Below are 20,506 nucleotides of genomic sequence, written 5' to 3' on the forward strand. Positions count from 1 at the left end.
CTTTTTTAAGTCCAGGTTATTGTCCGCACCCCCTGTTTTGTAAATTGATAAGTCATTAAAAAAGCCTTACCATAAAGAAAAAACCTATTAGCGTTGAAGCGTGATGAAAGGCAGGATCATTTAATGGCAAATAAAAAAGTGAAAGTCGGATTGGCAACAGTGGCAGTGGCTGGCGCCGGGGCCACCGCAATGGTGGTAAAAAACAAGCTGAAAAAAAATAATGAGAAAAAGCAAATACCCCAGGATTCCAATTACCGGAACACCGAACGTGGGAAACATCAAAAAAACAGCAAGGGGATCTATTATACCAATGGTAATTACGAAGCTTTTGCAACCCCCAGAAAACCAGAAGGAGTCGATGACAAAAACGCCTACATTGTCGGTAGTGGCTTAGCGGCACTGGCAACGGCTTGTTTTCTGGTTCGGGATGGACAAATGCCGGGCTCGCACATTCATATTCTGGAGGCGATGGATGTCGCCGGTGGGGCCTGTGATGGAATTGAAGATCCGACCAGAGGATATGTGATGCGGGGCGGCCGGGAAATGGAAAACCATTTCGAGTGTCTGTGGGACTTGTTTCGCAGTATTCCGTCCCTTGAAATCCCGGGCGCCTCAGTTTTGGATGAATTTTATTGGTTAAACAAAGAAGATCCCAATTATTCATTGTGTCGTGCCACTAGAAATCAGGGCGTTGATGCCCAGACAGATGGGAAATTTAACTTAAGTCAGAAGGGCTGTATGGAAATCATGAAACTCTTCATGACAAAGGATGAAGATTTATATGACAAAACCATTGAGGATGTATTTGATGAAGAGGTGTTCGATTCCACGTTCTGGCTTTATTGGCGAACGATGTTTGCCTTTGAGAACTGGCACAGTGCGCTGGAGATGAAACTGTATTTTCAACGATTTATTCATCACATTGGTGGATTGCCGGATTTTAGCGCTTTGAAATTCACAAAATTTAACCAATATGAATCATTAATTCTACCGATGCAGAAGTATCTGGAAGCAGCCGGTGTAAAATTTGAATTTAATACCGAAGTAACCAATGTCATCTTTGAGATCGCTGAAAATAAAAAGGTCGCCAAAGCAATTGAATATAACGTAAACGGAGTTGAGAAAGGGCTGGTGCTGACAGAAAATGATCTGGTATTTGTGACAAACGGAAGCTGTACCGAAGGAACAATTTACGGCGACCAGAATCATGCGCCAAACGGGGATGCCGAAGTGAGAACCAGTGGCAGCTGGAGCTTGTGGAAAAACATCGCCCAGCAGGATCCGGCATTTGGACATCCGGAAAAGTTCTGCTCTGATATCAAGAAAACAAATTGGGAATCAGCAACGATCACAACCTTAGATGATAAAATAATGCCATATCTCACAAATATTTGTAAAAGAGATCCGAAAAGTGGAAAAGTCGTAACCGGTGGGATTGTCAGCTGTGTGGATTCGTCATGGCTGCTCAGCTGGACCATTAACAGACAGGGGCAGTTTAAGGAACAGGATAAAGACAAAGTGTGTGTATGGGTCTATGGCCTATTCTCAGATGTACCGGGAGATTATGTAAAAAAACCAATGAAAGATTGTACCGGCAAAGAAATTACCAAAGAATGGTTGTATCATTTGGGTGTACCGGTCAATCAAATTGATGAACTGGCTGAAAACAGTGCCATCGGTGTACCAACCATGATGCCTTATATTACCGCCTTTTTCATGCCACGAACCAAAGGGGACCGACCCGATGTCATTCCGGATGGCTGCGTTAATTTTGCTTTTCTGGGTCAGTTTGCCGAAACTCCCAGAGATACCGTCTTTACAACCGAGTATTCAGTCAGAACCGCAATGGAATCGGTTTATGGGCTGCTTGGTGTTGACAGAGGTGTGCCGGAAGTGTGGGGGAGTGTCTACGATATCAGAGAGCTGCTTGATAGCAGTGTAAAACTGATGGATGGAAAATCACCATTGGAAATTGAACTGCCAGGCCCTCTGAATCTGATAAAAAAACCAATCATTCATTTTACAAAAGGAACCGTGATTGAAAAAATACTAAAAGACCATGATGTTTTAAAAGATGAGATGCTTTAAGTTCCTGCAAGAATAAAAATTAAAAGATGGTATAAAAAAAGAAAAATAGTCGGGAAAGACCCTGTGACGTGAAGGCGCAGGGTCTTTATTAAGTTAGGGATGACAAAGGTAGCCGGAGGCAGACGTTTTTATTTATTGTCAAATGACAATAAGTAAAAAAACAGATATTTGTATGAGCTGTTTTATGGTAAAATCATCGCAGTGAATAAAGAACAAGAAGCTGGCCTGAAGAGGTGCACCTTTTTTGTCAAGTTGGCGTTAATGATGCCTATTCTTATCTGGACTTCTACCCGGCCCAGCAGGCGGACGGAACGATTTCGGCCCCGGTACTGTTTAAGAATATTCAGCGCACCTGGGCGATGGGCAATATTACCTGAACACCGGCACCTGGGTTGATCATAATACCGATTCTCCCGAGGCCGCCCGCACCTTTGCGGTGATTACCACCGGCAAAAAAGATACCACCGCCCTTTACAGCTATGGCGAAGATGGCACGATTAAGGATGTTAGTGCCTTATTCAGCAAGAAAGCCGAATAAGGGCGGCGGGAGCCGCAATATGATTTAAATTAAAGAATTACCCGGTTAGCAAGAAAAAGGGCCTGATCTTTGCATCGCAATGCGCAAGGATCAGGTCACTTTTATTTGAGAAGCCAATGGTAAATACGTTAGGATATGTTATGATAAAATCAGCTTAAAAGTTGGCAAATTAAAAGAAGGAGTGGAAGACTGATGGACACTGTTGAACGTTTTATCAAAGCCCAGGAAGAAAGCTATGGGCAGGCACTAGAGGAAATAAAAAATGGCCACAAGCGCAGCCATTGGATGTGGTATGTTTTTCCCCAGCTTAAAGGATTGGGCCGGAGTGAAACCGCACGGTATTACGGCATCGCCAATCGGACCGAAGCTGAGGCCTATCTGGCCGATCCACTGCTGGGTTCGCGTTTGCTGGAGATTTCCGGAGAATTGTTAAAGCTTGAGTCTTGTGATGCCAGGGAGGTATTTGGCCGGCCCGATGATGTGAAGCTCAAATCGTCAATGACCCTGTTTTATCTGGTTGATGGTAATCCGATCTTTAAAGCGGTTCTGGATAAATTTTTTGCTGGTGAGCTGGATGAAGTTACCGCTGATCAACTTGACAAGTGAGCATAGCAGTATCAAAAATATGTGTCATTTAGGTTTTATTGATGGGCGTAACCTCAGTTTTATAGCTCTCTTTTCAAATAAATCATTAACACATTTATCGCGACACGCAATTAAACAGTTCCTGATATTACATAGATGAAAAAAAGACACGATAAAGGAAACGGCGACTTTGTCATGCCTGCTTGATATGCGAATTGGTTTATAAGCAAATCAAATTAATAGTTCAGTCTTTATACTTTCTTTATAACTGTCGCTTAGCCTAGTTATATCAAGAGAAAAGAGGCTATTTATGGAAGAACTATTGATTACAAAGGATTTGTGCAAAAACTACCGGCATCAGAAAGCGAACGACAGGATTTCAATCACGGTCAGAAAAAACAGTATTTACGGTCTGCTCGGTCCGAATGGCGCGGGGAAATCGACCTTACTCAAAATAATAACCGGCATGATACAGCCATCGTCAGGGGAGATTTTTTTTGACGGCAGGAAATGGGAACGAAAAGATCTGCTGAAGATCGGTGCCTTGATTGAAGAACCACCGGTTTATGAGAATTTAACCGCCGTTGAAAACCTGAAGGTCAGGGCCCTCTTATACAATTTGCCAAACAGCAGGATTGAAGAGGTGCTTAAACTTGTCGGACTGACAAATACCGGCAAGAAAAAAGCCGGACAATTTTCAATGGGGATGAAACAACGGCTGGGAATTGCGCTGGCGCTTTTAAATAATCCGACACTTTTAATTCTGGATGAGCCCACAAACGGCCTTGATCCGATTGGGGTACAGGATTTAAGAAAACTGATTTTATCATTTCCCCGAAAAGGCATAACGGTGATTCTGTCAAGCCATCTCTTATCGGAGGTGGAACAAATTGCTGATGATATTGGCATCATTGCCAATGGCAAACTCTGGTATCAAGAGGCGGTTCATGCCCATGAAAACCTGGAGAGTCTGTTTATGGATGTGGTCAGAAAGTCGGTGACTGCCAATGATTAATTGTCTGAAATCCGAATGGTTAAAACAAAAACACCGGTTTTCGTTAAAACTCGTCTGGATCAGTCCGCTTGTTCCCCTTGTCCTGGCGCTTATTCTGATGGGGGGGCGTTATTTTTTTGAAGCCGCTTTCAACTGGTGGTATACACTGCTGCTGCCGGGCACCCTGGCGATGATGGTCGCCTTTACTGTCGCAGCCGAAAAAAGACATAACCGGCACGGCCTTTTTGCTGTTTATATCAATAAAAAAGATTTATGGTTGGCGCAGCTTTTTATGAATACCCTTCAGCTGCTGCTGCTTAATCTGATTTTTTGTATTGATCTGATCCTATTGGGCGCACTTTTGGGCATTACGGTTCCCTTTAGCAAGGCGCTGATCGGGAGTCTGGTGTTATTTGTAAGCCTGGCCTGGCAAATCCCCTTCTTTTTATTTATCAGCGAGAAGATGGGCACTTTTTTTACGATTATGCTTAGTTTAATTGGCAACATGGGTTTTGGGATCTTCTTTTCGCCAACAAAACTTTGGATGGTTCCTTTTGCCATTCCTGCTAGACTGATGTGTCCGATCAAACGACATAGGGACGTTTCGTTTGTCATGCCTTTTAATCCGAAACGACATAGGGACGTTTCGTTTGTCATGCCTTTTAATCCGTGATATACTAAAAAAAACGGGAGGTGAAATTAAAAATGGCAAGACAAGCGCGAAAAAAAAGCACTACCGGCATTTACCATGTGATGCTGAAAGGTCTGGATGGGCGTAACATTTTTCTGGATGATGCGGATCGATCAGTCTTTATGGAAAAGCTGAATAAGGCCAGAGAAACCGGCGGTTTTCAGTTGTATGCCTATTGTCTGATGGATAACCACGTTCATCTGCTGCTCAAAGAAGGAGAAGACCTGGGCACCAGCATCAAACGGATTACCGTTGGCTATGTGCAATTGCACAACAACAAATACGGTCGAACCGGCCATCTCTTTCAGAATCGTTTTAATAGTGAAGCCGTCGAAGATGACCAATATCTGATGATGGTGATTCGGTATATTCACCGCAATCCCTTAAAAGCCGGTATGGTTTCTCGACTGAAGGAATATTCATGGAGCAGTTATCAACAAATTATTCAGGCTTATCAGGGAAACTCGTCGATCATCGATATGGGGATCATCAAAGAGTATTTTCCGACCGCAGCAGATTTTATTCGATTTTCTGAGGAAGAAAACGAGGATGAATGTCTGGAAATAAACCTGAAAACCAGGTGCAGTGATGAACAGCTTACTGTCCTGCTGAGTAAAAATCCCGAATACCGGAATCTGGGGGAACTGTCGGTTGACAAGCGAAATCAGCTGATCCGTCAGATTCAGCAGGAAACTGGCGGCAGCATCCGTCAATTGAGTCGAGTGTTGGGGCTGGGCAAGATGATGGTGGAGCTGGCGTTGAAGAGAAGAGCATGACGAACAAAACGTCCCCAAGTCATATCGAGTTTGTGGATTGGATAACAAGGCGAAAGGAGGCCTGACTGGATAATGGAGGAGTTTATCAACTTAACGGCAGATAATATAGATGACGAGCATTTGTGTTGTATCATTAGGAGCATGAAGCCTCATCCCGGTGTTGAAGCCAAAAGAAAATGGCTTGCAGAACGATTAAGGGAAGGTCATGTATTCAGAAAATTGAATGCTAAAGGCTGCTGTTTTATTGAATATGCGCCATTGGAAACAGCGTGGGTTCCGGTCATCGGTGACAATTTTTATTATATATATTGTCTGTGGGTTTCTGGAGACTTCAAGGGTAAAGGCTACGGAAAATCCCTGATGGAGTATTGCATTCAAGACGCAAAAGCAAAAGGAATGTCAGGTGTTTGTATGCTTGGCGCAAAAAAGCAGAAGAACTGGATTTCCAATCAGGCCTTTGCAAAAAAATACGGATTTGAGTCAATTGATGCAACAGTAGATGGCTATGAATTGTTGGCTTTTTCGTTTGATGGAAAAATACCGCAGTTTACTGATAAAGCGAGACAACAGCAGATAGAGAATCAGGAGCTGACGATTTTTTACAGTATGCAGTGCCCTTTTATTGTGCAGAAGATTGAAGAAATAAAACAGTACTGTGATGATAACAAGGTTGCAGCATCAATGAGACCCGTTGATTCTTTAGAAAAGGCAAAAGACCTGCCATGCGTTTTTAATAACTGGGGTTCATTTTATAAAGGTAAATTTGAAACAGTGAATTTATTGGATAAGACGGCACTCGGAAAAATATTGAAAAGGAAGTAGAAAATGGAATTTCAAACAGAAAGATTAATACTTCGACCGTGGGAAGAAGCGGACGCAGAAAGTTTATATAAATATGCCCAAGATCCGTTAGTTGGGCCAATTGCCGGGTGGCCAATACACACAAGTGTTGAGAACAGTCGTGAGATTATCAAGAGTGTTTTGTCGGCACCTGAAACCTATGCGGTATGCCTTAAGAATGACAATATAGCCATTGGCAGTATAGGGCTGATTCCACCGATGCAGTCGCATACAAATGCATCTGATAATGAAATTGAAGTCGGTTATTGGATTGGCGTTCCATTCTGGGGAAAAGGTTATATCCCGGAAGCTGTATGCAGATTACAAAAGTATGCCTTTGAAGAATTAGGGTGTACAGCAATGTGGTGCGGATACTATGAAGGTAATGAGAAATCAAAGCGGGCACAGGAAAAGTGTGGTTTTATATATCATCATACAGAAAAAGATAAACCTTGTCCGTTGATGGGAGATGTGAGAACAGAGCATTTTACTTATCTGACAAAGGAGCAGTGGATGGCAAAATGAGTAAATACGACGTTGTCAGGCGGGAAACAATCTACCTGGTTGACAAACGAAAGGAGAAAAATATGAAAATCATAAAAGCTGGAAAAGCAGATCTTGAGAATATTTTAGCACTTCAGTATTTAGCATACCAGAGCGAAGCCAGACTGTTAAATAATTATGAAATTCAACCATTGACCCAAAAACTGGAAGAGGTATTTAGGGAGTTTGAAAAAGGAACGTTCTATCAGGCCGTGAATGAAAAGAATAAACTGATTGGATCGGTCAGAGGTTTTGTTGACAAAGATACGCTCTATATTGGCAAACTGATTGTACATCCGGATTATCAGGGAAATGGTATTGGCACAGCATTGCTGAAAGAAATTGAAAAAGACAACTTCGGACTGCGGCAAGAACTGTTTACCAGTGATAAAAGCCTCAAAAATTTAAAACTTTATGAACGCACCGGTTTTGTTCAATTTAAAACCAAACCGCTGACAGACGATCTGAATCTGGTATTTATGGAGAAACAACCGAGACCGCTCGGTCAATAGTCTACATGTCATGCAGGTTGTTTTGTGCCTTAAGTGAAGTGAAGGGAATGATTATAATAATGGATAACTATCAGCGGACAGAAAAGTATGATAAGTGTTTTCTATCACAAAATTTTATGGGTCCAAACGCAATCCTTATGATTGACGAGATCACCCAAAGTGTTGAACTCACGAAGGAAATGCGTGTTTTAGATCTGGGCTGCGGCATGGGGTTAACATCGATTTTTCTGGCTAAAGAATACGGTGTACAAACATTTGCAGTTGATTTATGGATTACGGCTACCGATAACTATAAGCGTTTTCTGCAGATGGGTGTAGATGACTTTTCGATTATGGAAATGGACTGTACCGACACAGCGTGGAGTGATTGGCTTGCTGCCGATAATCCAATTGCAAAGCAGGATATAGATATGATAAAAGCTGACAATGGCAAGTATCTGAATCTTATCTCGATAACAGGAAAAAGAAAATAGCTGTGACACAGGTCCCGAAACGTCCCCTTTTATGGAAAAGCTGAATAAGGCCAGAGAAACCGGCGGTTTTCAGTCTTATGCCTATTGTCTGATGGATAACCACGTTCATCTGCTGATCAAAGAAGGGGAAGCGTTGGGTATCAGTATCAAACAGAAAACGAGAAAGATGCTAAGTGACTGGAAAGTGCATGACAAACGAAATATTGGCCATTCAGGTTCGATACCTTTTTTAGATAAAGGAGAGATTTATGATGAACAAGACAAACCCAGAGAACGTAATTAAAGAATTGACAATATACCCGCGTCATACAGTTCCCAGGACGTTATTTAATGATGCGAGCCATTGCGGCAATATCCTCAGAAGCCATTGCAAACTTTGACTTCTCGATTAGAATATTTTTGCCCGTCATAATATAAGATGGCATCACCCGAATATCCCCATAATAGATTTCGCTATTTCGGAGTTTGTAGGTTGCAACAGCCGGAACGACATTTTTCCTGGTTGCCTTCTTTGTTAACATGTTAAATGCTTTTTTGGCAACGTCGCCCATGAGCATAATTACTTTGACATTGGGAAACAATGCAAGCTCTTTTTCCAAGTAGGGTAAGCTATTCTCAATACTGCTTTTTTCAATCGTGTAATTTGATTTAGGTGTTTTGACGGCGTTGGTAATATAGACACCCATATGTAAGATGTCTTGTATATCATTGACTTGTAATCCGGATTTTTGAAAAAGCGGTATCGTTGTTGTTAAATAATCCGCATCAAGCTGACCGTAGAAATCTTGAGAGGGGTCGGCCGGAACGACCTCGTTTATCATGATTGCCTTGATTTTCAAGGGGTCAAGCGCTAAATCATTTAACTGGATGTTTTTTGCAATTCCAAGTGCTTTTTCTAATTCTGCTCTGATATTCATTTTTTATACTCCTTAGTAACGATTTAATGGCGGCTTTGTATTTTTCTGTTTGAACATATGAGCTTTTTTGAATAAGAACGTGGAGATTTGTTTATTGGTGTGTTTTATCGAGAAACGCTTTTACCGCCGCATTTGTCTGTTCAGGTCGTTCAAGAGGCAGTATATGCCCTGCGTTCTGAATGACTTCCAACTCGGCTTTTGTTCCACTGTCGATAACCAGTTTTACCGCTCTGTCAATCTCAAACTGCTTCACCAGAACACTGTCCGCTCCTCTTAGCCACAGAGTCGGACATTTAATCAACGGAAGCCTATCAAGAAGGGTCCACTTTAATCTGAAAGGTCCGATGCAGCTCAACTGCCAGTCGTCCATGTCATTTTCTCCATATTTATATTTACCCTTTATCTCATCCTCGAGAATTGAAGTCAACCGATCCGGATCCGTTGGTTTTGAACCGCCCACATAAATAGATTCCAGCAATTTTCTCATTGCCGCATGGTCTTTCTTAATATATTTCCGGTTGAGCATCTTAAGCATGCCCGGTATCTTTATGTAAAGCCATACTATAAGCTGTGAATCGACCTTTTCGCTCAATCCGCCTGGCTCGAACAGAACCAGTGATTTGACCTTGTCCGGATGTAGAGATGCATATTCGATGCTGAGGCTGCCACCCATGGAAAGTCCGACAAGATTGAAGTTTTCAAGTCCCAACTGGTTAAATGTATGGTGAAGAATATCCATCAGTCTGGTGCGATCCAGATAACCTTCCCACGGCCTTGATTTTCCGTGTCGCGGCGAATCCAGTGCGAATACGTGATAATCCCTGCTTAAAAATGGAAACAGCTGATCCCAGATAAACCTTGATTCATCGTACATTGCACCATGCAACAGCACGACTATAGGTCTGCTCTTTTCGCCCGCTTCATAGACTGACATTGGCCCGCCACAGACATTTAGATTATGATGCTTCAACCCCGAAACATTCTCAATACCGTTCGATATTTTTCTCGTTTCAATCGTATCATTCATTCTGTTTACCAGCCTTTCTGTTCTTTGCAATCACAGCTTCTGTTACTACCTTTAAGAAGTATCTCCAGAATGTCAATCCATGACTCAAAGCCTTTTTCAAGTTCGTCTGGATCAATCTCATCTTTAAATAGTTTTTCTTCCAGATATCCCTGAGAAACCCAGAGGATCAGTTGCTTTGCGATTGTCGGGGAAATATCAGCTCTTAAGCCCTTATAAACATCAATACCGTCCGTTATGGGATTATGTCCTGATTTTATTTCACTCGTATTAAAGCGTGGCTTTCGATAATTTTCAAGCTCCATTCGGACGTGTTCCTTGACAAAGCAATCGTTATCGAAGGCTGCTGTATAAGAGAACTTGTAAATCCACGGATATTCTTTGAATAGGGAAAGTCGGGTCTTCGCGTTTCGCCGCATCAACGAAAACATATCAGAGTCGCTCCCTTCCTCGGCGTAGGAAATTTCGTCCGCTTCGATAATGCTGTCTGATGCTAGTCTGAAAATTTTCATATAGAGATTTTCTTTATTGGAGACATACTTGAACAGCACGCTTTTCGATATTCCGGCCGCCTCAGCGATATCCTTCATGGATGCTTTTTTATAACCGTGTTTTGCGAATATTTCGCAGGCAGCGTTGATGATTTTATTCTGTTTTTCCTTTTCTAGTTTTTCAAATGTCATATTAATCCTAATTCCTTTAAATAGAATGCTATAATAGCCATGACCGATTCGGTCACGGTTATTATAGCATTGCTCATCCTAATTGTAAATATTTATTGTATAATGTTTACAATTAGGATGAGCAATTTTGAAAAAGAAAAACGGCAGTTTTGATTGTTATTTCAAAACCGCCGCATGGCCACATTTTGGTCTCAAAACATCATTTACTTAGATATTTTTTGATTTTATATCAAGTCAATATCGGTTTTTAATCAAGTCATATCATCCCGCAGTGCGTCAATAATATTTTCTTTTTTGATCTTGCTAATAGCATACAGCATTGTAATGAACACCACAAAGAGCACGCTGAATACGCTGATTGCCATACTGCCCCAAGGGAACACAAAATCGATATTGTCGGTTCCGCCGAGAACCATTCCTTTGTAGATCAACCAGGAAGTGATTGCCGCGATGGGAAGTCCGAAGAGTAACGCCCTCAGGCCATAAAAGGCACACTCAAAATTCATCATCTTCTGGAAATCGCGGTCGGACATCCCCACCGAACGGAGCATCGCAAGCTCTCGTCGACGCAGTTTGATATTGGTGGAAATCGTGTTGAACACATTGGCCACTGCAATCAGCGAAATCATAATGATAAACGTATAAGCAAACACATTGGCAATGAAGATGTAATTGCGGCTCTCATCGAGCATTTTATAGGTATTGTAGAGGTTGTAATCGGCGGTAATTCCGGCACCCTGAATCATCGTTTCCATTTCAGCCGTCGACTGGGTGGGATTCGTTGAGCGAAAGGTCAAACCCTTAACAGCCACATTCATATTAGAATCGGGGTCAGGGATTTCAAATTGCTCTTTGAGCGAATAGGGAGCCATCACCCGAAAAAAGAACAAATCCTCCGATCCGGAGTTTCCCGGGATAGGGAGGGTATCTGGTGGTACGATCTCGACAAAGGTGAGGCTGACATTTTTGCCCGGTTCCGTCGTTGGTTCTCCATTTGTTGCGGGAGCAAAGGTAAAATCAATGGCAGAACGCGCAAACAGATCCCGAAGCTGGTCAACCTCCGCCATCTGATTGGCCCGGTCTGGCATTTTGGCAACGGCGATCATTTTCGCATTTGGCCCGGTATAGTCCGCGACCGGTAAGCCCAAGCTACTTAGCATATTCAGATAGGTGTTGTCATCAAGAAACTGGATATCCATAGGCAGATTAACCGTTTTGTCCGGCGCAGGTGAACCCGCGGTTACCCAGTAATCGTTGGAAAGATCGCTGGCTTTGGCAGCGCATGAATACGTCATCAGCGTTTGATACGAGCTTTCGTAAACACCGTCGGCAGTTTTTAGTTTGTCGTAAAGCGACAACATTTCGCTATCGTCCATGTCCTGGGTGGCAAAACCGATGTCATAGGTCGTAAACGCGACTGAACGCTCCGCCGCCTGTTTCATATCTGTTACAAAAGCACTGGCCGAGATAAACAGCACAACGCTTAATACAAGTGATAGCACAATGCTACGATAGCCTTTCTTGTTGCGCTTAAAATTTTTAAGCGCCAGGGTTCCCTCCAAACCGTAAAGTCGCAGGGCCAGTTTTGATGTTTTCACGGCTTGGGATTCTACCTTGATCTCGTTGGTCTGGCGAATACTCTCCATCACGGGTGTGTTTGCAGCTTTCCTGGCCGGGATATAGGCTGAAATCAGAATTGTCACCATGCTAACCGCCGCCGCAACAACAATGACGGGGATGGACACGGTCAAGGTTAACGGGACGCTGCTGTACATGACATTCCCAAAATTTCCAGCGACAACAGAAATCACCAGGCTGATACTGCCGATGCCGACCATAACGCCAATCGGGATGCCGACCGCACCGATACAAAGCCCCTCAAACAGCACCGAATTTCGCAGTTGCTTTGCGGTGGCGCCCACCGAAGAAAGAATTCCGAACTGCCGGGTGCGTTCGTTCAGCGAGATGTTGAAGGCGTTATAAATCAGAAAAATTGAGCCGATCATGATGATGGCGACCAAAATGCCGCCAACCGCATACAAAAAATTGTTGAACACGTTATCGTCCGAAAGACCCATGAAGCGCAACACGTTATCGTTTAAGACGTAAGTTTTGTTTCCGGCGGTGCTGCTGGCGTAAGCCTGGACACGGCGGGGGTTTGTCAGCGTGACAAAGAGACTGAAGCTGTCCGCTTGTTCTTGGGCAGCTGCTTTCGTGATCAAGGTATATCCCGGTGCCGTCGCTTCCTCAAAGCCAGGCCTTTGGTAGATCCCGACAACCGTGTAAATTCGCTCGTCTTGGGGCACCAGCGTTTCGCCCCCGGCAGTGTATGGATCGTGTTGACCGAGATTTTCGTTGCCACTGATGCGGTTGCCGACAGCCAGTGAAAGCGTGTCACCGACCGCTAATTTAACGCCGCCGTTGGCGGCGACGCTCCCCGAAACAAGAATCTCGCTGCTGTTTTCAGGCAGCCGGCCGGAAATCAGATTGATGGCCAAGGTATCAAAGGCTTCCTCACTGAATCCGGCGATAAAAAGATACGGTTTGTCGGGGTTCTTACCGCCGTCAAGCCTTGCGTAGCCGATATTTTCAAATGTCACGGTGTTAGCGACGCCCTCGTCGTGGCTTCGTTCCTGGACGAAAGCAGCCGGGACGTCCACAAACTCAACGTGCCAATCGCCATATTTCTGCGCCGCGCCGTTGGCCAGATAGTTCAGTAGTGAAACGCCAAAGGTCGCAACGCCGGTGATCATGGCGGCGGACAGAATAACGCCGATAATCGTGACAATCGTTCGGGTGCGACTTTTTATCATGCTTTGCAGGGTGATTTTGTTGAAAATGTTCATGGCCGTACCCGTTCGTCGCGGATGACTTGGCCGTCTGAGATGCCGATAATGCGGTCTGCTTGCAGGGCGATATTTTCGTCATGGGTGACGAGGAGCAGGGTCTGATGATATTTTTGATTGCTCAATTTCAGCAGTTTGATAATTTCATGGCCATTCCGGCTGTTCAAACTGCCTGTGGGTTCGTCGGCCAGCATCAGTGCCGGGGCGTTCATCAAAGCCCGCCCGATCGAAACCCGCTGTTGCTGACCGCCCGAAAGCTGATTGGGTAAATGGGTTTGGCGGTCTTTAAGCCCCAGCAATTCCAGTAGGTCATTCAGCCGTTCGGCATTGACTTTGCGCTTGTCCATCAGGATCGGCAGGGTGATGTTTTCCACCACATTCAACGTCGGAATGAGGTTGTGAAACTGGTAAATCAGCCCAACCTGTCGTCGCCGGAAAATGGCCAGTTTTTCATTGTTTTGGGCATAGACATCCTGGCCGTCTAAAAACACCTTTCCACTTGTTGGCACGTCGACACCGCCGATGATGTGCAGCAATGTGGATTTGCCCGACCCAGAGGAGCCGATGATTGCGGTAAATTCTCCCTTTTCAATTGTCAGCGAAACATGATCCAGGGCAGCCACCTGGTTTTCGTCTTTGCCGTAGACCTTGCATAAATTTTCAATTTTTAAAAACTCCATTATGTGAGTCTCCTTTCTCATGGTTTACCCATATAATAGCAGCTTCAACTTACATCGTTGTGACTTTCCGGTGAGAGATCCGTCACTTTGGGAAACGAAGGGCAAAGAGTGCACCGCCCAGAGGGTGATTTTTGGCGGTAATCGTCCCGCCCTGCCGGGTGATAATCATCTTGCAGAGCGCCAGGCCAATCCCGTATCCGGTGGCGTTTTTGTTTTTACCACGATAAAAGCGGTCAAACAGGTGGGGTAAATCTTCGGTTTCAAAGCCGGCGCCGCTGTCATGGATGGTCATCTCGGTAAATAGGGGGTTGTCCGTGCAGATAATCTCTACTTTCCCGTTTTCACCGGTGCTTTCAATTCGATCAATGCTCTCAATGCAATTTTTGAGGATGTTTTGAATGGCTTCTGAAAGCCAACCGGAATCACCCTGGATCATCAGCCCTTGCGGGGCATCCACTTGCACATTAATATCATGCAGTTCGATTGGGATTAGAAGCGGGCGCAGCGCGGCGCCGATCAAGCTGCTTAAATAGATCGGCTCGCTTTGGAACACCACAATGCCGGCATCGAGGCGGGATAATTTTAGTAGCGAAGTAAGTAGCCAATCCATCTGTACCAGCAATTCCTCTGTTTCCCGCACCAAGGCTTTCCGTTCGTTTTCATCGGGGTTATTCGCTAACAATGACAGAATCAGATTTACGGATGTGAGCGGGGTGCGAAGTTGATGGGCGATGTCGGCCAGCGAATCGGCAAGGTGTGTTTTTTCTTTTTTCAGGGCGTCGTTTTGTTCCCGAATGCGCAACGTCATTTTTGTTATCTCGCTGTGCAAAATGGAAAGTTCGCCCTCGTCCGCTTCACCAATATACAGGTTGTCAGCATTATGAAGCACCTGATCGATTTGATCGGAAATCTGCGCGAGGCTTTGGTAGCGGGCTTTGGTGAAGGCAACAAACGCGGTGCCAAAGGCGGCGGCAGAAGCGGTGACAAGGATTCCCGCCGCCGCATTGATGGCAAATCCCAGCAGCACAACGACGGCAGCTATAAAAGCGAACAAAATGGAAAACTGCCGAAACTCTCTATTTCGCGGCATTCTCGCCCCCCAGTCGATACCCCGTCCCGCGAACAGTCAGAATGATTTGTGGGCTTGCCGGATCAGTCTCGATCTTCTCCCGCAAGCGTTTGATGTAAACGGTCAAGGTGTTGTCATTGACAAACTCGCCTGCTGCATCCCACAATTCATCAAGGAGCCGGCTCCGCGTGATAATATTTTTAGGGTTGTTGATAAATACTAAAAGCAAGCGGTATTCAAGTGCTGACAGAAAAACATCGTGGCCGTTTTTTTTCACCAGGCCGCTGGCCGTATCAACATGAAGACCGCGAATTTCAAAAGCCGCTGGTGAACGCCCGCTTTTTCGCAGGGCGGTGTCAATTCGTGCAATTAGTTCCCGCGGCCGAAACGGTTTGGTGATATAGTCGTCGGCGCCCATGTTCAGCCCTGTAACAACACTTGCCTCATCGCCGGAAGCGGTCAGAAAGATGACTGGGACATCCCCCGTTGCTTTGATTTCGGTGCAAACCGTAAAGCCATTTCCGTCAGGCAAAGAAATGTCAACCAGCGCCAGGTCGAATTTATTCCCGCCAAGGGCAGCAAGAGCGTCACCCCGGGTCGGAGCGTGGGTGACGTTAAACCCTTCGGAACGGAGCAACAGGATCAGGTTTTTAGCGATCGCCTGATCGTCTTCAACTAAAAATATCCGTTTCATTTATTTTCACCATCCTTAACTTTAATGCTCCTATATTGTATTTCTTTTGTTGGAAATATTCAAGTTTATGACAAACGAAGAAACGTCCCCAAGTCACTCCTACACGAGCATCATAATAAAAATTCTCTGCCAATCAAAGATTTGATTTTATTTGGTATATCCGGAAATTTCTCATAGTCGGTAGGCATACGTAATCCGGGTACGACGATAATGTCAATTACATCGAAACCTAAAAAGATCATGGAAGCTTTTACATGTTCAAAATAAGAATTGAACATATTTTCATCAGGAGCCGCTTGGGTGAAGATTAGGATTAATTTTTTGCCGCTAAGCTCTGACGGCTTATCAAAATGATAGAGTGGATAAAGCCGTTCCATAAATATTTTTGTAAGTGCTGAAATTTGCCACATATAAATAGGGGAACTAATAATCAAAAGATCAGATTCCAGTATTTTGTTATTAACCGTTGAAATGTCGTCTTGAATCACACATGGATTACCGGGGCTTTTACAGCTATAACAAGATGTACAACTCTTTATTTGCAATTCACTAAGTTGTACTAGTTCTGTCATGTTGTTATTTTTGTCAAAGGAATTCAGACAACTGTTTAAAATGTTATAGCTATTTCCAAAATCTCTGGCGCTGCCGTTTACTGCTAGTATTTTCATAATTGATGATACCTCCTTTTGTTTGAACTTCATTATAATTAAAAAATAATGATTCAGATAGTTTATCAGTTATAATAGTATAAATAGTAATAGGTTATATATTTGGTTTAGGAAGGGAGTTGGTTAATACGGAAAACGAATATCGATATAAGGAATTGGGGCGATTTTTAAAGATAAAAAGGGAGAAAATATCACCAACGCAAGTAGGTCTGTCTTATGGTAATCGCAGAAGAACACCAGGGCTTAAGAGAGAAGAAGTTGCACAATTGGCAAATGTTAGCTTGACATGGTATACGTGGTTGGAACAAGGCCGTGACATCAAAGTATCAGACCAAGTTTTAGAAAGTGTTGGACATGCTTTAATACTTAATGAAACAGAAATGCTCTATATTTTCTCGCTTGCACAAATGGCGATGCCGGAGTCTGAATTAAAGTCGAATAAATTGAGCTTTATCAGCAAACCTATTCAAATTATATTAGATAAATTAGAGCCCTATCCCTCATTTGCGTCAGACCAATATTGGAATGTTATTGGTTGGAATAATTCGGCCAAAATGATTTTTGGGGATTTTGATAAAATGAATGCCAGGGAAAGAAATACTATCTGGCGGATGTTCAGAAATCCCAAGTACAAAACGCTATTCTCTGAATGGGAAAAAGTCGGACAATGGATAGTTGCTCAATTCAGACTTTCATGTGGTAATTATGTGAACGACAAGTGGTTTAAAATCTTTGTGGAAGAATTGATGGCGGAGAGTAGTGACTTTAAAAAATGGTGGTTAGATTACAATGTTGTTTTTGATGAGAATTTTCAGAAAAGACTGATGGTAGACCGGTTAGGAGATTTGATGTTTGATTTTACAAGTTTTGATGTGTCTGGCAATCCTCAAATTAAAATAGCGATACATACACCCGCAGATCAGGAGACATTGGATATGCTTAGGGGTTAAGAAAATTTGAGCGAGAAATTGTTTTGTTGAGAATTAAAAAAAGATGTCCATCTGACAGGCAATGAAAAGATGAACATGACAAACGAAAAGTCCCCTTTGCCATAGAAGCCGACGCCGTTCTGATCTAAAAAATTCACGGTAAAAAAGACATAAATTTATCGGTGTAAATCATATCAACCGAGGTTTGATTATGTTATACTGATAAAAAAGGCAGGTAGGCTTTGTTACTGTTTAAGCGGTGGCAAATCGCAGCAGGCCGCCAGCCAGCTGAACAGATAAAACCGTCGGAGATGGAAAGAATAAATGAGACAAAGATGAGGTGCTTATGGATACGATACGACCACTTAGTGTCAAAAGATTTTTGAAAATAGGGCCGCCAGGTTACGGTGATATTCGTGGTGATCAGGAGCGGATTTTGGCGGAGCTCAGCGAGGAATTTGGGACAGTGTGTTTTCTTCCGGAAATACGGGAAAAAATTTATCCGCTGTGCCGAGCGGCCAACTGGGAAATAACGATTACCCTGATAAAAAACAAAAACGGCTGGGATCTGGTTGAGCTTGAGAGCGGGGATCAGAGACACCGGCACGTCGGGATAGCGGTAGATCTGGGAAGTACCTCGGTTGCCATGCAGATGGTGGATCTGAACACCAGTGCGATTCTGGGTGAGGAGAAGATGCTTAATCAGCAGATTCGCTTTGGTGATGATATTCTCAGTCGAATCTTTTATGGCAAGGATCATCGGTCACACTTGAAAGAGATACAGGAAACGACCCTGGCGACCCTGAACCAGCTGCTTAGTCAGCTCGAAGAAAAGACCGGCATAAAAACGAAGACGGCCACGGTGACGGTGATATCCGGCAATACAACCATGATTCACTTTTTATTGGGAATCGATGCGTGGCCGATTTTTGAATATCCCTTTGCCCCGGTTTTTAACCACACCGGGTATTTGAATGCCCGGGAGCTGGGTCTGGGCACCAGCGGCTATGTCTATTGTATGCCGTCGGTAGCCAACTACCTGGGCGGCGATACGGTAAGTGGTTTGCTGATGGCCGGGCTTCACAAAAAAGATGAACTGGGACTTTTTATTGATATTGGAACCAATGGGGAGATGGTTCTGGGAAATCGGGACTTTCTGATTGCCGGAGCTGGAGCTGCAGGACCGGCACTGGAAGGCGGGATCAGCAAAAATGGCATGAAAGCCTCAAACGGGGCCGTAGATCGGGTTGTCATTGAAGACAATGTCTTGCGGGTTAGGACTATCGGCGGGGTTAAACCGCTGGGGATCTGTGGCTCGGGGATTGTGGATCTGATTGCCCAGATGCTGTTGAACGGCTGGATCGATTTTTCCGGGCGGTTTAACAGCGGTAAATCCGCGCGCATTGTCAAGCGGGATGGCGAATATGGGGTACTGTATGCAGACCGCAACGAGTCGGGAAGTCATGAAGAACTGTTGTTTACCCAAACGGATATGAGTCAGTTCATCGACACCAAAGCGGCAGCCAGCACCATGGTTGAATATCTACTCGAACGAGTGGGGGTGGAAGCTGCGGAAGTGGAACGGCTGTATGTGTCTGGCGCTTTCGGCACCTACATCAATCTGGAATCGGCTATTACCATCGGTCTTTATCCGGATTTGCCCCGGGAACGATTTGTTTTCCTGGGTAACAGTTCGCTGGATGGGGCCGTTTCCCTGCTGACTGATTCAGAAAAAATGGAAGAGGCAATAAGGCTGCAGAAGCGAATTGAGTATCTGGAGTTTGGTGCCGCCGATGATTTTCTTTCCCGGATGTTTGCCTCCCGTTTTTTACCGCACACGGATTTTAATCGTTATCCGACGGTTAGGGATGAACTGAAAAAGCGCGGACGATTGCGCTGAGTGATGCTAAGCCTGACAAGGGGGCGTTTCGCTTGTCATAGGGATTCTGGTAAAATGATAATAGCGAACGAAACGTCCCCACGTCATATATATATAAAATCCGACAAAACAAAGCAAGCATTGTCGGGAAACGGTAGCGGCCAAAGACTATACTGTTATTACAGCAGGAGGTGATAGGTATGGAATGGATGAAAGCAATTAGTGAAGCGGTCGATTATATCGAAAGCCACATTTCTGATGAGATTACGGCTGATGATGTGGCAAACTCAGTCTGCATCTCGACGTTCTATTTTCAAAAGGGATTCAGCATGTTATGTGGCTACACGATTATGGAATATATCCGCAATCGCCGACTGGCACTCGCTGGCGTCGCCCTGGCAGACAGCGAGGCGAAAGTCATCGATGTGGCCATGCAATATGGCTACGATTCGCCGGACAGCTTCACTAAAGCATTTACCCGCTTTCACGGCATCACCCCTTCGCAGGTGCGCAAGGACAAAACCATGATCAAATCCTTTGCACCGCTGAAATTAACAATATCCTTGAAAGGTGGTTATCTGATGGATTACAGAATTACAAAAAAGGACAGTTTTACGGTGATTGGTTCAGCCAAGGAGTTTTCCTACGAACAGGCCAAACAGGAAATTCCCGCGTTCTGGCAGGAGCATTATGCAACCGGGAAGGGGCAGCATGTTTGCGGTATGTTTGGCATTAACATCGATGAGCAGATGGGACATGAAAAATTCGAGTATGTGATCGCCGATGTTTACAATCCGGTGACGGATATTCCGGAAGGCTTCGTGACCAAAACGATTCCGGCATTCACCTGGGCAGTATTTCCCTGTAAAGGTGCGATGCCAAATTCGCTGCAGGATGTGAATACGAAAATATTCTCTGAATGGCTGCCAGCCCTGAAGGAGTATGAATTTGCCGCCGGTTACTGCATTGAAATGTACGATGCACCCGATAAATACCCCAAGGGCATCCAGGATGAAAATTATTATGCCGAGATCTGGATTCCGGTAAAACGAAAATAGCGAACGAAGCCCCTGCAAC

22 protein-coding genes are annotated in these 20,506 nt (G+C 44.3%); 14 read left to right on the forward strand and 8 right to left on the reverse strand.

The features are described 5' to 3' along the window. The first annotated feature begins 297 nt into the window (after positions 1-297). The 11 genes from GH808_RS12430 (at position 298) to GH808_RS12480 (ending at position 8,323) form a co-directional block, all read left to right on the forward strand. Positions 298-2,088 carry an oleate hydratase gene (locus GH808_RS12430; RefSeq protein ID WP_420797530.1) on the forward strand — a complete coding sequence of 597 codons (1,791 nt, stop codon included), beginning with the start codon at positions 298-300 and terminating at the stop codon, positions 2,086-2,088. Between the two features lie 233 nt (positions 2,089-2,321). Next, entirely contained in the window at positions 2,322-2,465 is a 144-nt protein-coding gene (locus GH808_RS12435; protein ID WP_186843112.1) for a hypothetical protein, read from the forward strand. A 353-nt stretch (positions 2,466-2,818) separates the two neighbouring features. Next, complete coding sequence (locus tag GH808_RS12440) at positions 2,819-3,232, forward strand: DUF1810 domain-containing protein (RefSeq protein ID WP_186843113.1); 414 nt, start codon at positions 2,819-2,821, stop codon at positions 3,230-3,232. A 289-nt stretch (positions 3,233-3,521) separates the two neighbouring features. Further along, positions 3,522-4,226 carry a lantibiotic protection ABC transporter ATP-binding protein gene (locus GH808_RS12445; protein WP_186843114.1) on the forward strand — a complete coding sequence of 235 codons (705 nt, stop codon included), beginning with the start codon at positions 3,522-3,524 and terminating at the stop codon, positions 4,224-4,226. Next, entirely contained in the window at positions 4,219-4,878 is a 660-nt protein-coding gene (locus tag GH808_RS12450; RefSeq protein ID WP_186843115.1) for a lantibiotic immunity ABC transporter MutE/EpiE family permease subunit, read from the forward strand. The genes GH808_RS12445 and GH808_RS12450 overlap by 8 nt, the downstream gene beginning before the upstream one ends. A 32-nt stretch (positions 4,879-4,910) precedes the next feature. Next, positions 4,911-5,672: an REP-associated tyrosine transposase gene (locus tag GH808_RS12455; RefSeq protein WP_186843116.1), complete on the forward strand. Its 762-nt coding sequence runs from the start codon at positions 4,911-4,913 to the stop codon at positions 5,670-5,672. Positions 5,673-5,741: 69 nt separating this feature from the next. Beyond that, entirely contained in the window at positions 5,742-6,494 is a 753-nt protein-coding gene (locus tag GH808_RS12460) for a GNAT family N-acetyltransferase (RefSeq protein WP_186843140.1), read from the forward strand. 3 nt (positions 6,495-6,497) lie between these two features. Then, positions 6,498-7,037, forward strand: a complete 540-nt coding sequence (locus tag GH808_RS12465; protein WP_186843117.1) for a GNAT family N-acetyltransferase — start codon at positions 6,498-6,500, stop codon at positions 7,035-7,037. Positions 7,038-7,099: 62 nt separating this feature from the next. After that, the gene (locus GH808_RS12470) at positions 7,100-7,567 is read left to right on the forward strand and encodes a GNAT family N-acetyltransferase (RefSeq protein ID WP_186843118.1); all 468 of its coding nucleotides are present in this window, start codon (positions 7,100-7,102) and stop codon (positions 7,565-7,567) included. 59 nt (positions 7,568-7,626) lie between these two features. Next, positions 7,627-8,040: an SAM-dependent methyltransferase gene (locus tag GH808_RS12475; protein WP_186843119.1), complete on the forward strand. Its 414-nt coding sequence runs from the start codon at positions 7,627-7,629 to the stop codon at positions 8,038-8,040. A gap of 31 nt (positions 8,041-8,071) precedes the next feature. Beyond that, positions 8,072-8,323 carry a hypothetical protein gene (locus GH808_RS12480; RefSeq protein ID WP_186843120.1) on the forward strand — a complete coding sequence of 84 codons (252 nt, stop codon included), beginning with the start codon at positions 8,072-8,074 and terminating at the stop codon, positions 8,321-8,323. Between the two features lie 40 nt (positions 8,324-8,363). Here GH808_RS12480 and GH808_RS12485 read toward each other — a convergent pair whose 3' ends face one another. From GH808_RS12485 to GH808_RS12520, 8 genes are all read right to left on the reverse strand, one after another. Continuing rightward, positions 8,364-8,957 carry a uracil-DNA glycosylase family protein gene (locus GH808_RS12485; protein WP_186843121.1) on the reverse strand — a complete coding sequence of 198 codons (594 nt, stop codon included), beginning with the start codon at positions 8,955-8,957 and terminating at the stop codon, positions 8,364-8,366. A gap of 91 nt (positions 8,958-9,048) precedes the next feature. Further along, entirely contained in the window at positions 9,049-9,984 is a 936-nt protein-coding gene (locus tag GH808_RS12490; RefSeq protein ID WP_186843122.1) for an alpha/beta fold hydrolase, read from the reverse strand. A 5-nt stretch (positions 9,985-9,989) separates the two neighbouring features. Continuing rightward, the gene (locus tag GH808_RS12495) at positions 9,990-10,664 is read right to left on the reverse strand and encodes a TetR/AcrR family transcriptional regulator (RefSeq protein WP_186843123.1); all 675 of its coding nucleotides are present in this window, start codon (positions 10,662-10,664) and stop codon (positions 9,990-9,992) included. A gap of 251 nt (positions 10,665-10,915) precedes the next feature. Next, on the reverse strand, positions 10,916-13,510 hold the full coding sequence (locus tag GH808_RS12500; protein WP_186843124.1) for an ABC transporter permease: 2,595 nt from the start codon (positions 13,508-13,510) through the stop codon (positions 10,916-10,918). Beyond that, positions 13,507-14,190, reverse strand: coding sequence for an ABC transporter ATP-binding protein (locus GH808_RS12505; RefSeq protein WP_186843125.1), 684 nt, complete (start codon positions 14,188-14,190; stop codon positions 13,507-13,509). The genes GH808_RS12500 and GH808_RS12505 overlap by 4 nt, the downstream gene beginning before the upstream one ends. An 82-nt stretch (positions 14,191-14,272) precedes the next feature. Next, positions 14,273-15,280: a sensor histidine kinase gene (locus tag GH808_RS12510; RefSeq protein ID WP_186843126.1), complete on the reverse strand. Its 1,008-nt coding sequence runs from the start codon at positions 15,278-15,280 to the stop codon at positions 14,273-14,275. Beyond that, a complete protein-coding gene (locus GH808_RS12515; protein WP_186843127.1) occupies positions 15,267-15,953 on the reverse strand; it encodes a response regulator transcription factor in 687 nt (228 codons plus the stop codon). The genes GH808_RS12510 and GH808_RS12515 overlap by 14 nt, the downstream gene beginning before the upstream one ends. Before the next feature lie 110 nt (positions 15,954-16,063). Further along, a complete protein-coding gene (locus tag GH808_RS12520) occupies positions 16,064-16,621 on the reverse strand; it encodes a flavodoxin family protein (RefSeq protein ID WP_186843128.1) in 558 nt (185 codons plus the stop codon). Between the two features lie 119 nt (positions 16,622-16,740). Here GH808_RS12520 and GH808_RS12525 point away from each other — a divergent pair, with 119 nt between their 5' ends. From GH808_RS12525 to GH808_RS12535, 3 genes are all read left to right on the forward strand, one after another. Next, a complete protein-coding gene (locus GH808_RS12525) occupies positions 16,741-17,571 on the forward strand; it encodes a helix-turn-helix transcriptional regulator (protein ID WP_186843129.1) in 831 nt (276 codons plus the stop codon). Between the two features lie 325 nt (positions 17,572-17,896). Next, on the forward strand, positions 17,897-19,450 hold the full coding sequence (locus tag GH808_RS12530; RefSeq protein WP_186843130.1) for an ASKHA domain-containing protein: 1,554 nt from the start codon (positions 17,897-17,899) through the stop codon (positions 19,448-19,450). 179 nt (positions 19,451-19,629) lie between these two features. Next, positions 19,630-20,487, forward strand: coding sequence for an AraC family transcriptional regulator (locus tag GH808_RS12535; protein WP_186843131.1), 858 nt, complete (start codon positions 19,630-19,632; stop codon positions 20,485-20,487). The last annotated feature ends 19 nt before the right edge of the window (positions 20,488-20,506 follow it).

The organism is Acetobacterium fimetarium, from assembly GCF_014284475.1.
Classification (GTDB): Bacteria; Bacillota; Clostridia; order Eubacteriales; family Eubacteriaceae; genus Acetobacterium; species Acetobacterium fimetarium.

What these genes read in the sequence shown, in the direction of transcription:
- GH808_RS12440 (WP_186843113.1), top strand. Translation starts at nt 2,819, where the DNA reads ATGGACACTGTTGAACGTTTTATCAAAGCCCAGGAAGAAAGCTATGGG.
- GH808_RS12445 (WP_186843114.1), top strand. Translation starts at nt 3,522, where the DNA reads ATGGAAGAACTATTGATTACAAAGGATTTGTGCAAAAACTACCGGCAT.
- GH808_RS12450 (WP_186843115.1), top strand. Translation starts at nt 4,219, where the DNA reads ATGATTAATTGTCTGAAATCCGAATGGTTAAAACAAAAACACCGGTTT.
- GH808_RS12455 (WP_186843116.1), top strand. Translation starts at nt 4,911, where the DNA reads ATGGCAAGACAAGCGCGAAAAAAAAGCACTACCGGCATTTACCATGTG.
- GH808_RS12465 (WP_186843117.1), top strand. Translation starts at nt 6,498, where the DNA reads ATGGAATTTCAAACAGAAAGATTAATACTTCGACCGTGGGAAGAAGCG.
- GH808_RS12470 (WP_186843118.1), top strand. Translation starts at nt 7,100, where the DNA reads ATGAAAATCATAAAAGCTGGAAAAGCAGATCTTGAGAATATTTTAGCA.
- GH808_RS12475 (WP_186843119.1), top strand. Translation starts at nt 7,627, where the DNA reads ATGGATAACTATCAGCGGACAGAAAAGTATGATAAGTGTTTTCTATCA.
- GH808_RS12480 (WP_186843120.1), top strand. Translation starts at nt 8,072, where the DNA reads ATGGAAAAGCTGAATAAGGCCAGAGAAACCGGCGGTTTTCAGTCTTAT.
- GH808_RS12485 (WP_186843121.1), bottom strand. Translation starts at nt 8,957, where the DNA reads ATGAATATCAGAGCAGAATTAGAAAAAGCACTTGGAATTGCAAAAAAC.
- GH808_RS12490 (WP_186843122.1), bottom strand. Translation starts at nt 9,984, where the DNA reads ATGAATGATACGATTGAAACGAGAAAAATATCGAACGGTATTGAGAAT.
- GH808_RS12495 (WP_186843123.1), bottom strand. Translation starts at nt 10,664, where the DNA reads ATGACATTTGAAAAACTAGAAAAGGAAAAACAGAATAAAATCATCAAC.
- GH808_RS12500 (WP_186843124.1), bottom strand. Translation starts at nt 13,510, where the DNA reads ATGAACATTTTCAACAAAATCACCCTGCAAAGCATGATAAAAAGTCGC.
- GH808_RS12505 (WP_186843125.1), bottom strand. Translation starts at nt 14,190, where the DNA reads ATGGAGTTTTTAAAAATTGAAAATTTATGCAAGGTCTACGGCAAAGAC.
- GH808_RS12510 (WP_186843126.1), bottom strand. Translation starts at nt 15,280, where the DNA reads ATGCCGCGAAATAGAGAGTTTCGGCAGTTTTCCATTTTGTTCGCTTTT.
- GH808_RS12515 (WP_186843127.1), bottom strand. Translation starts at nt 15,953, where the DNA reads ATGAAACGGATATTTTTAGTTGAAGACGATCAGGCGATCGCTAAAAAC.
- GH808_RS12520 (WP_186843128.1), bottom strand. Translation starts at nt 16,621, where the DNA reads ATGAAAATACTAGCAGTAAACGGCAGCGCCAGAGATTTTGGAAATAGC.
- GH808_RS12530 (WP_186843130.1), top strand. Translation starts at nt 17,897, where the DNA reads ATGGATACGATACGACCACTTAGTGTCAAAAGATTTTTGAAAATAGGG.
- GH808_RS12535 (WP_186843131.1), top strand. Translation starts at nt 19,630, where the DNA reads ATGGAATGGATGAAAGCAATTAGTGAAGCGGTCGATTATATCGAAAGC.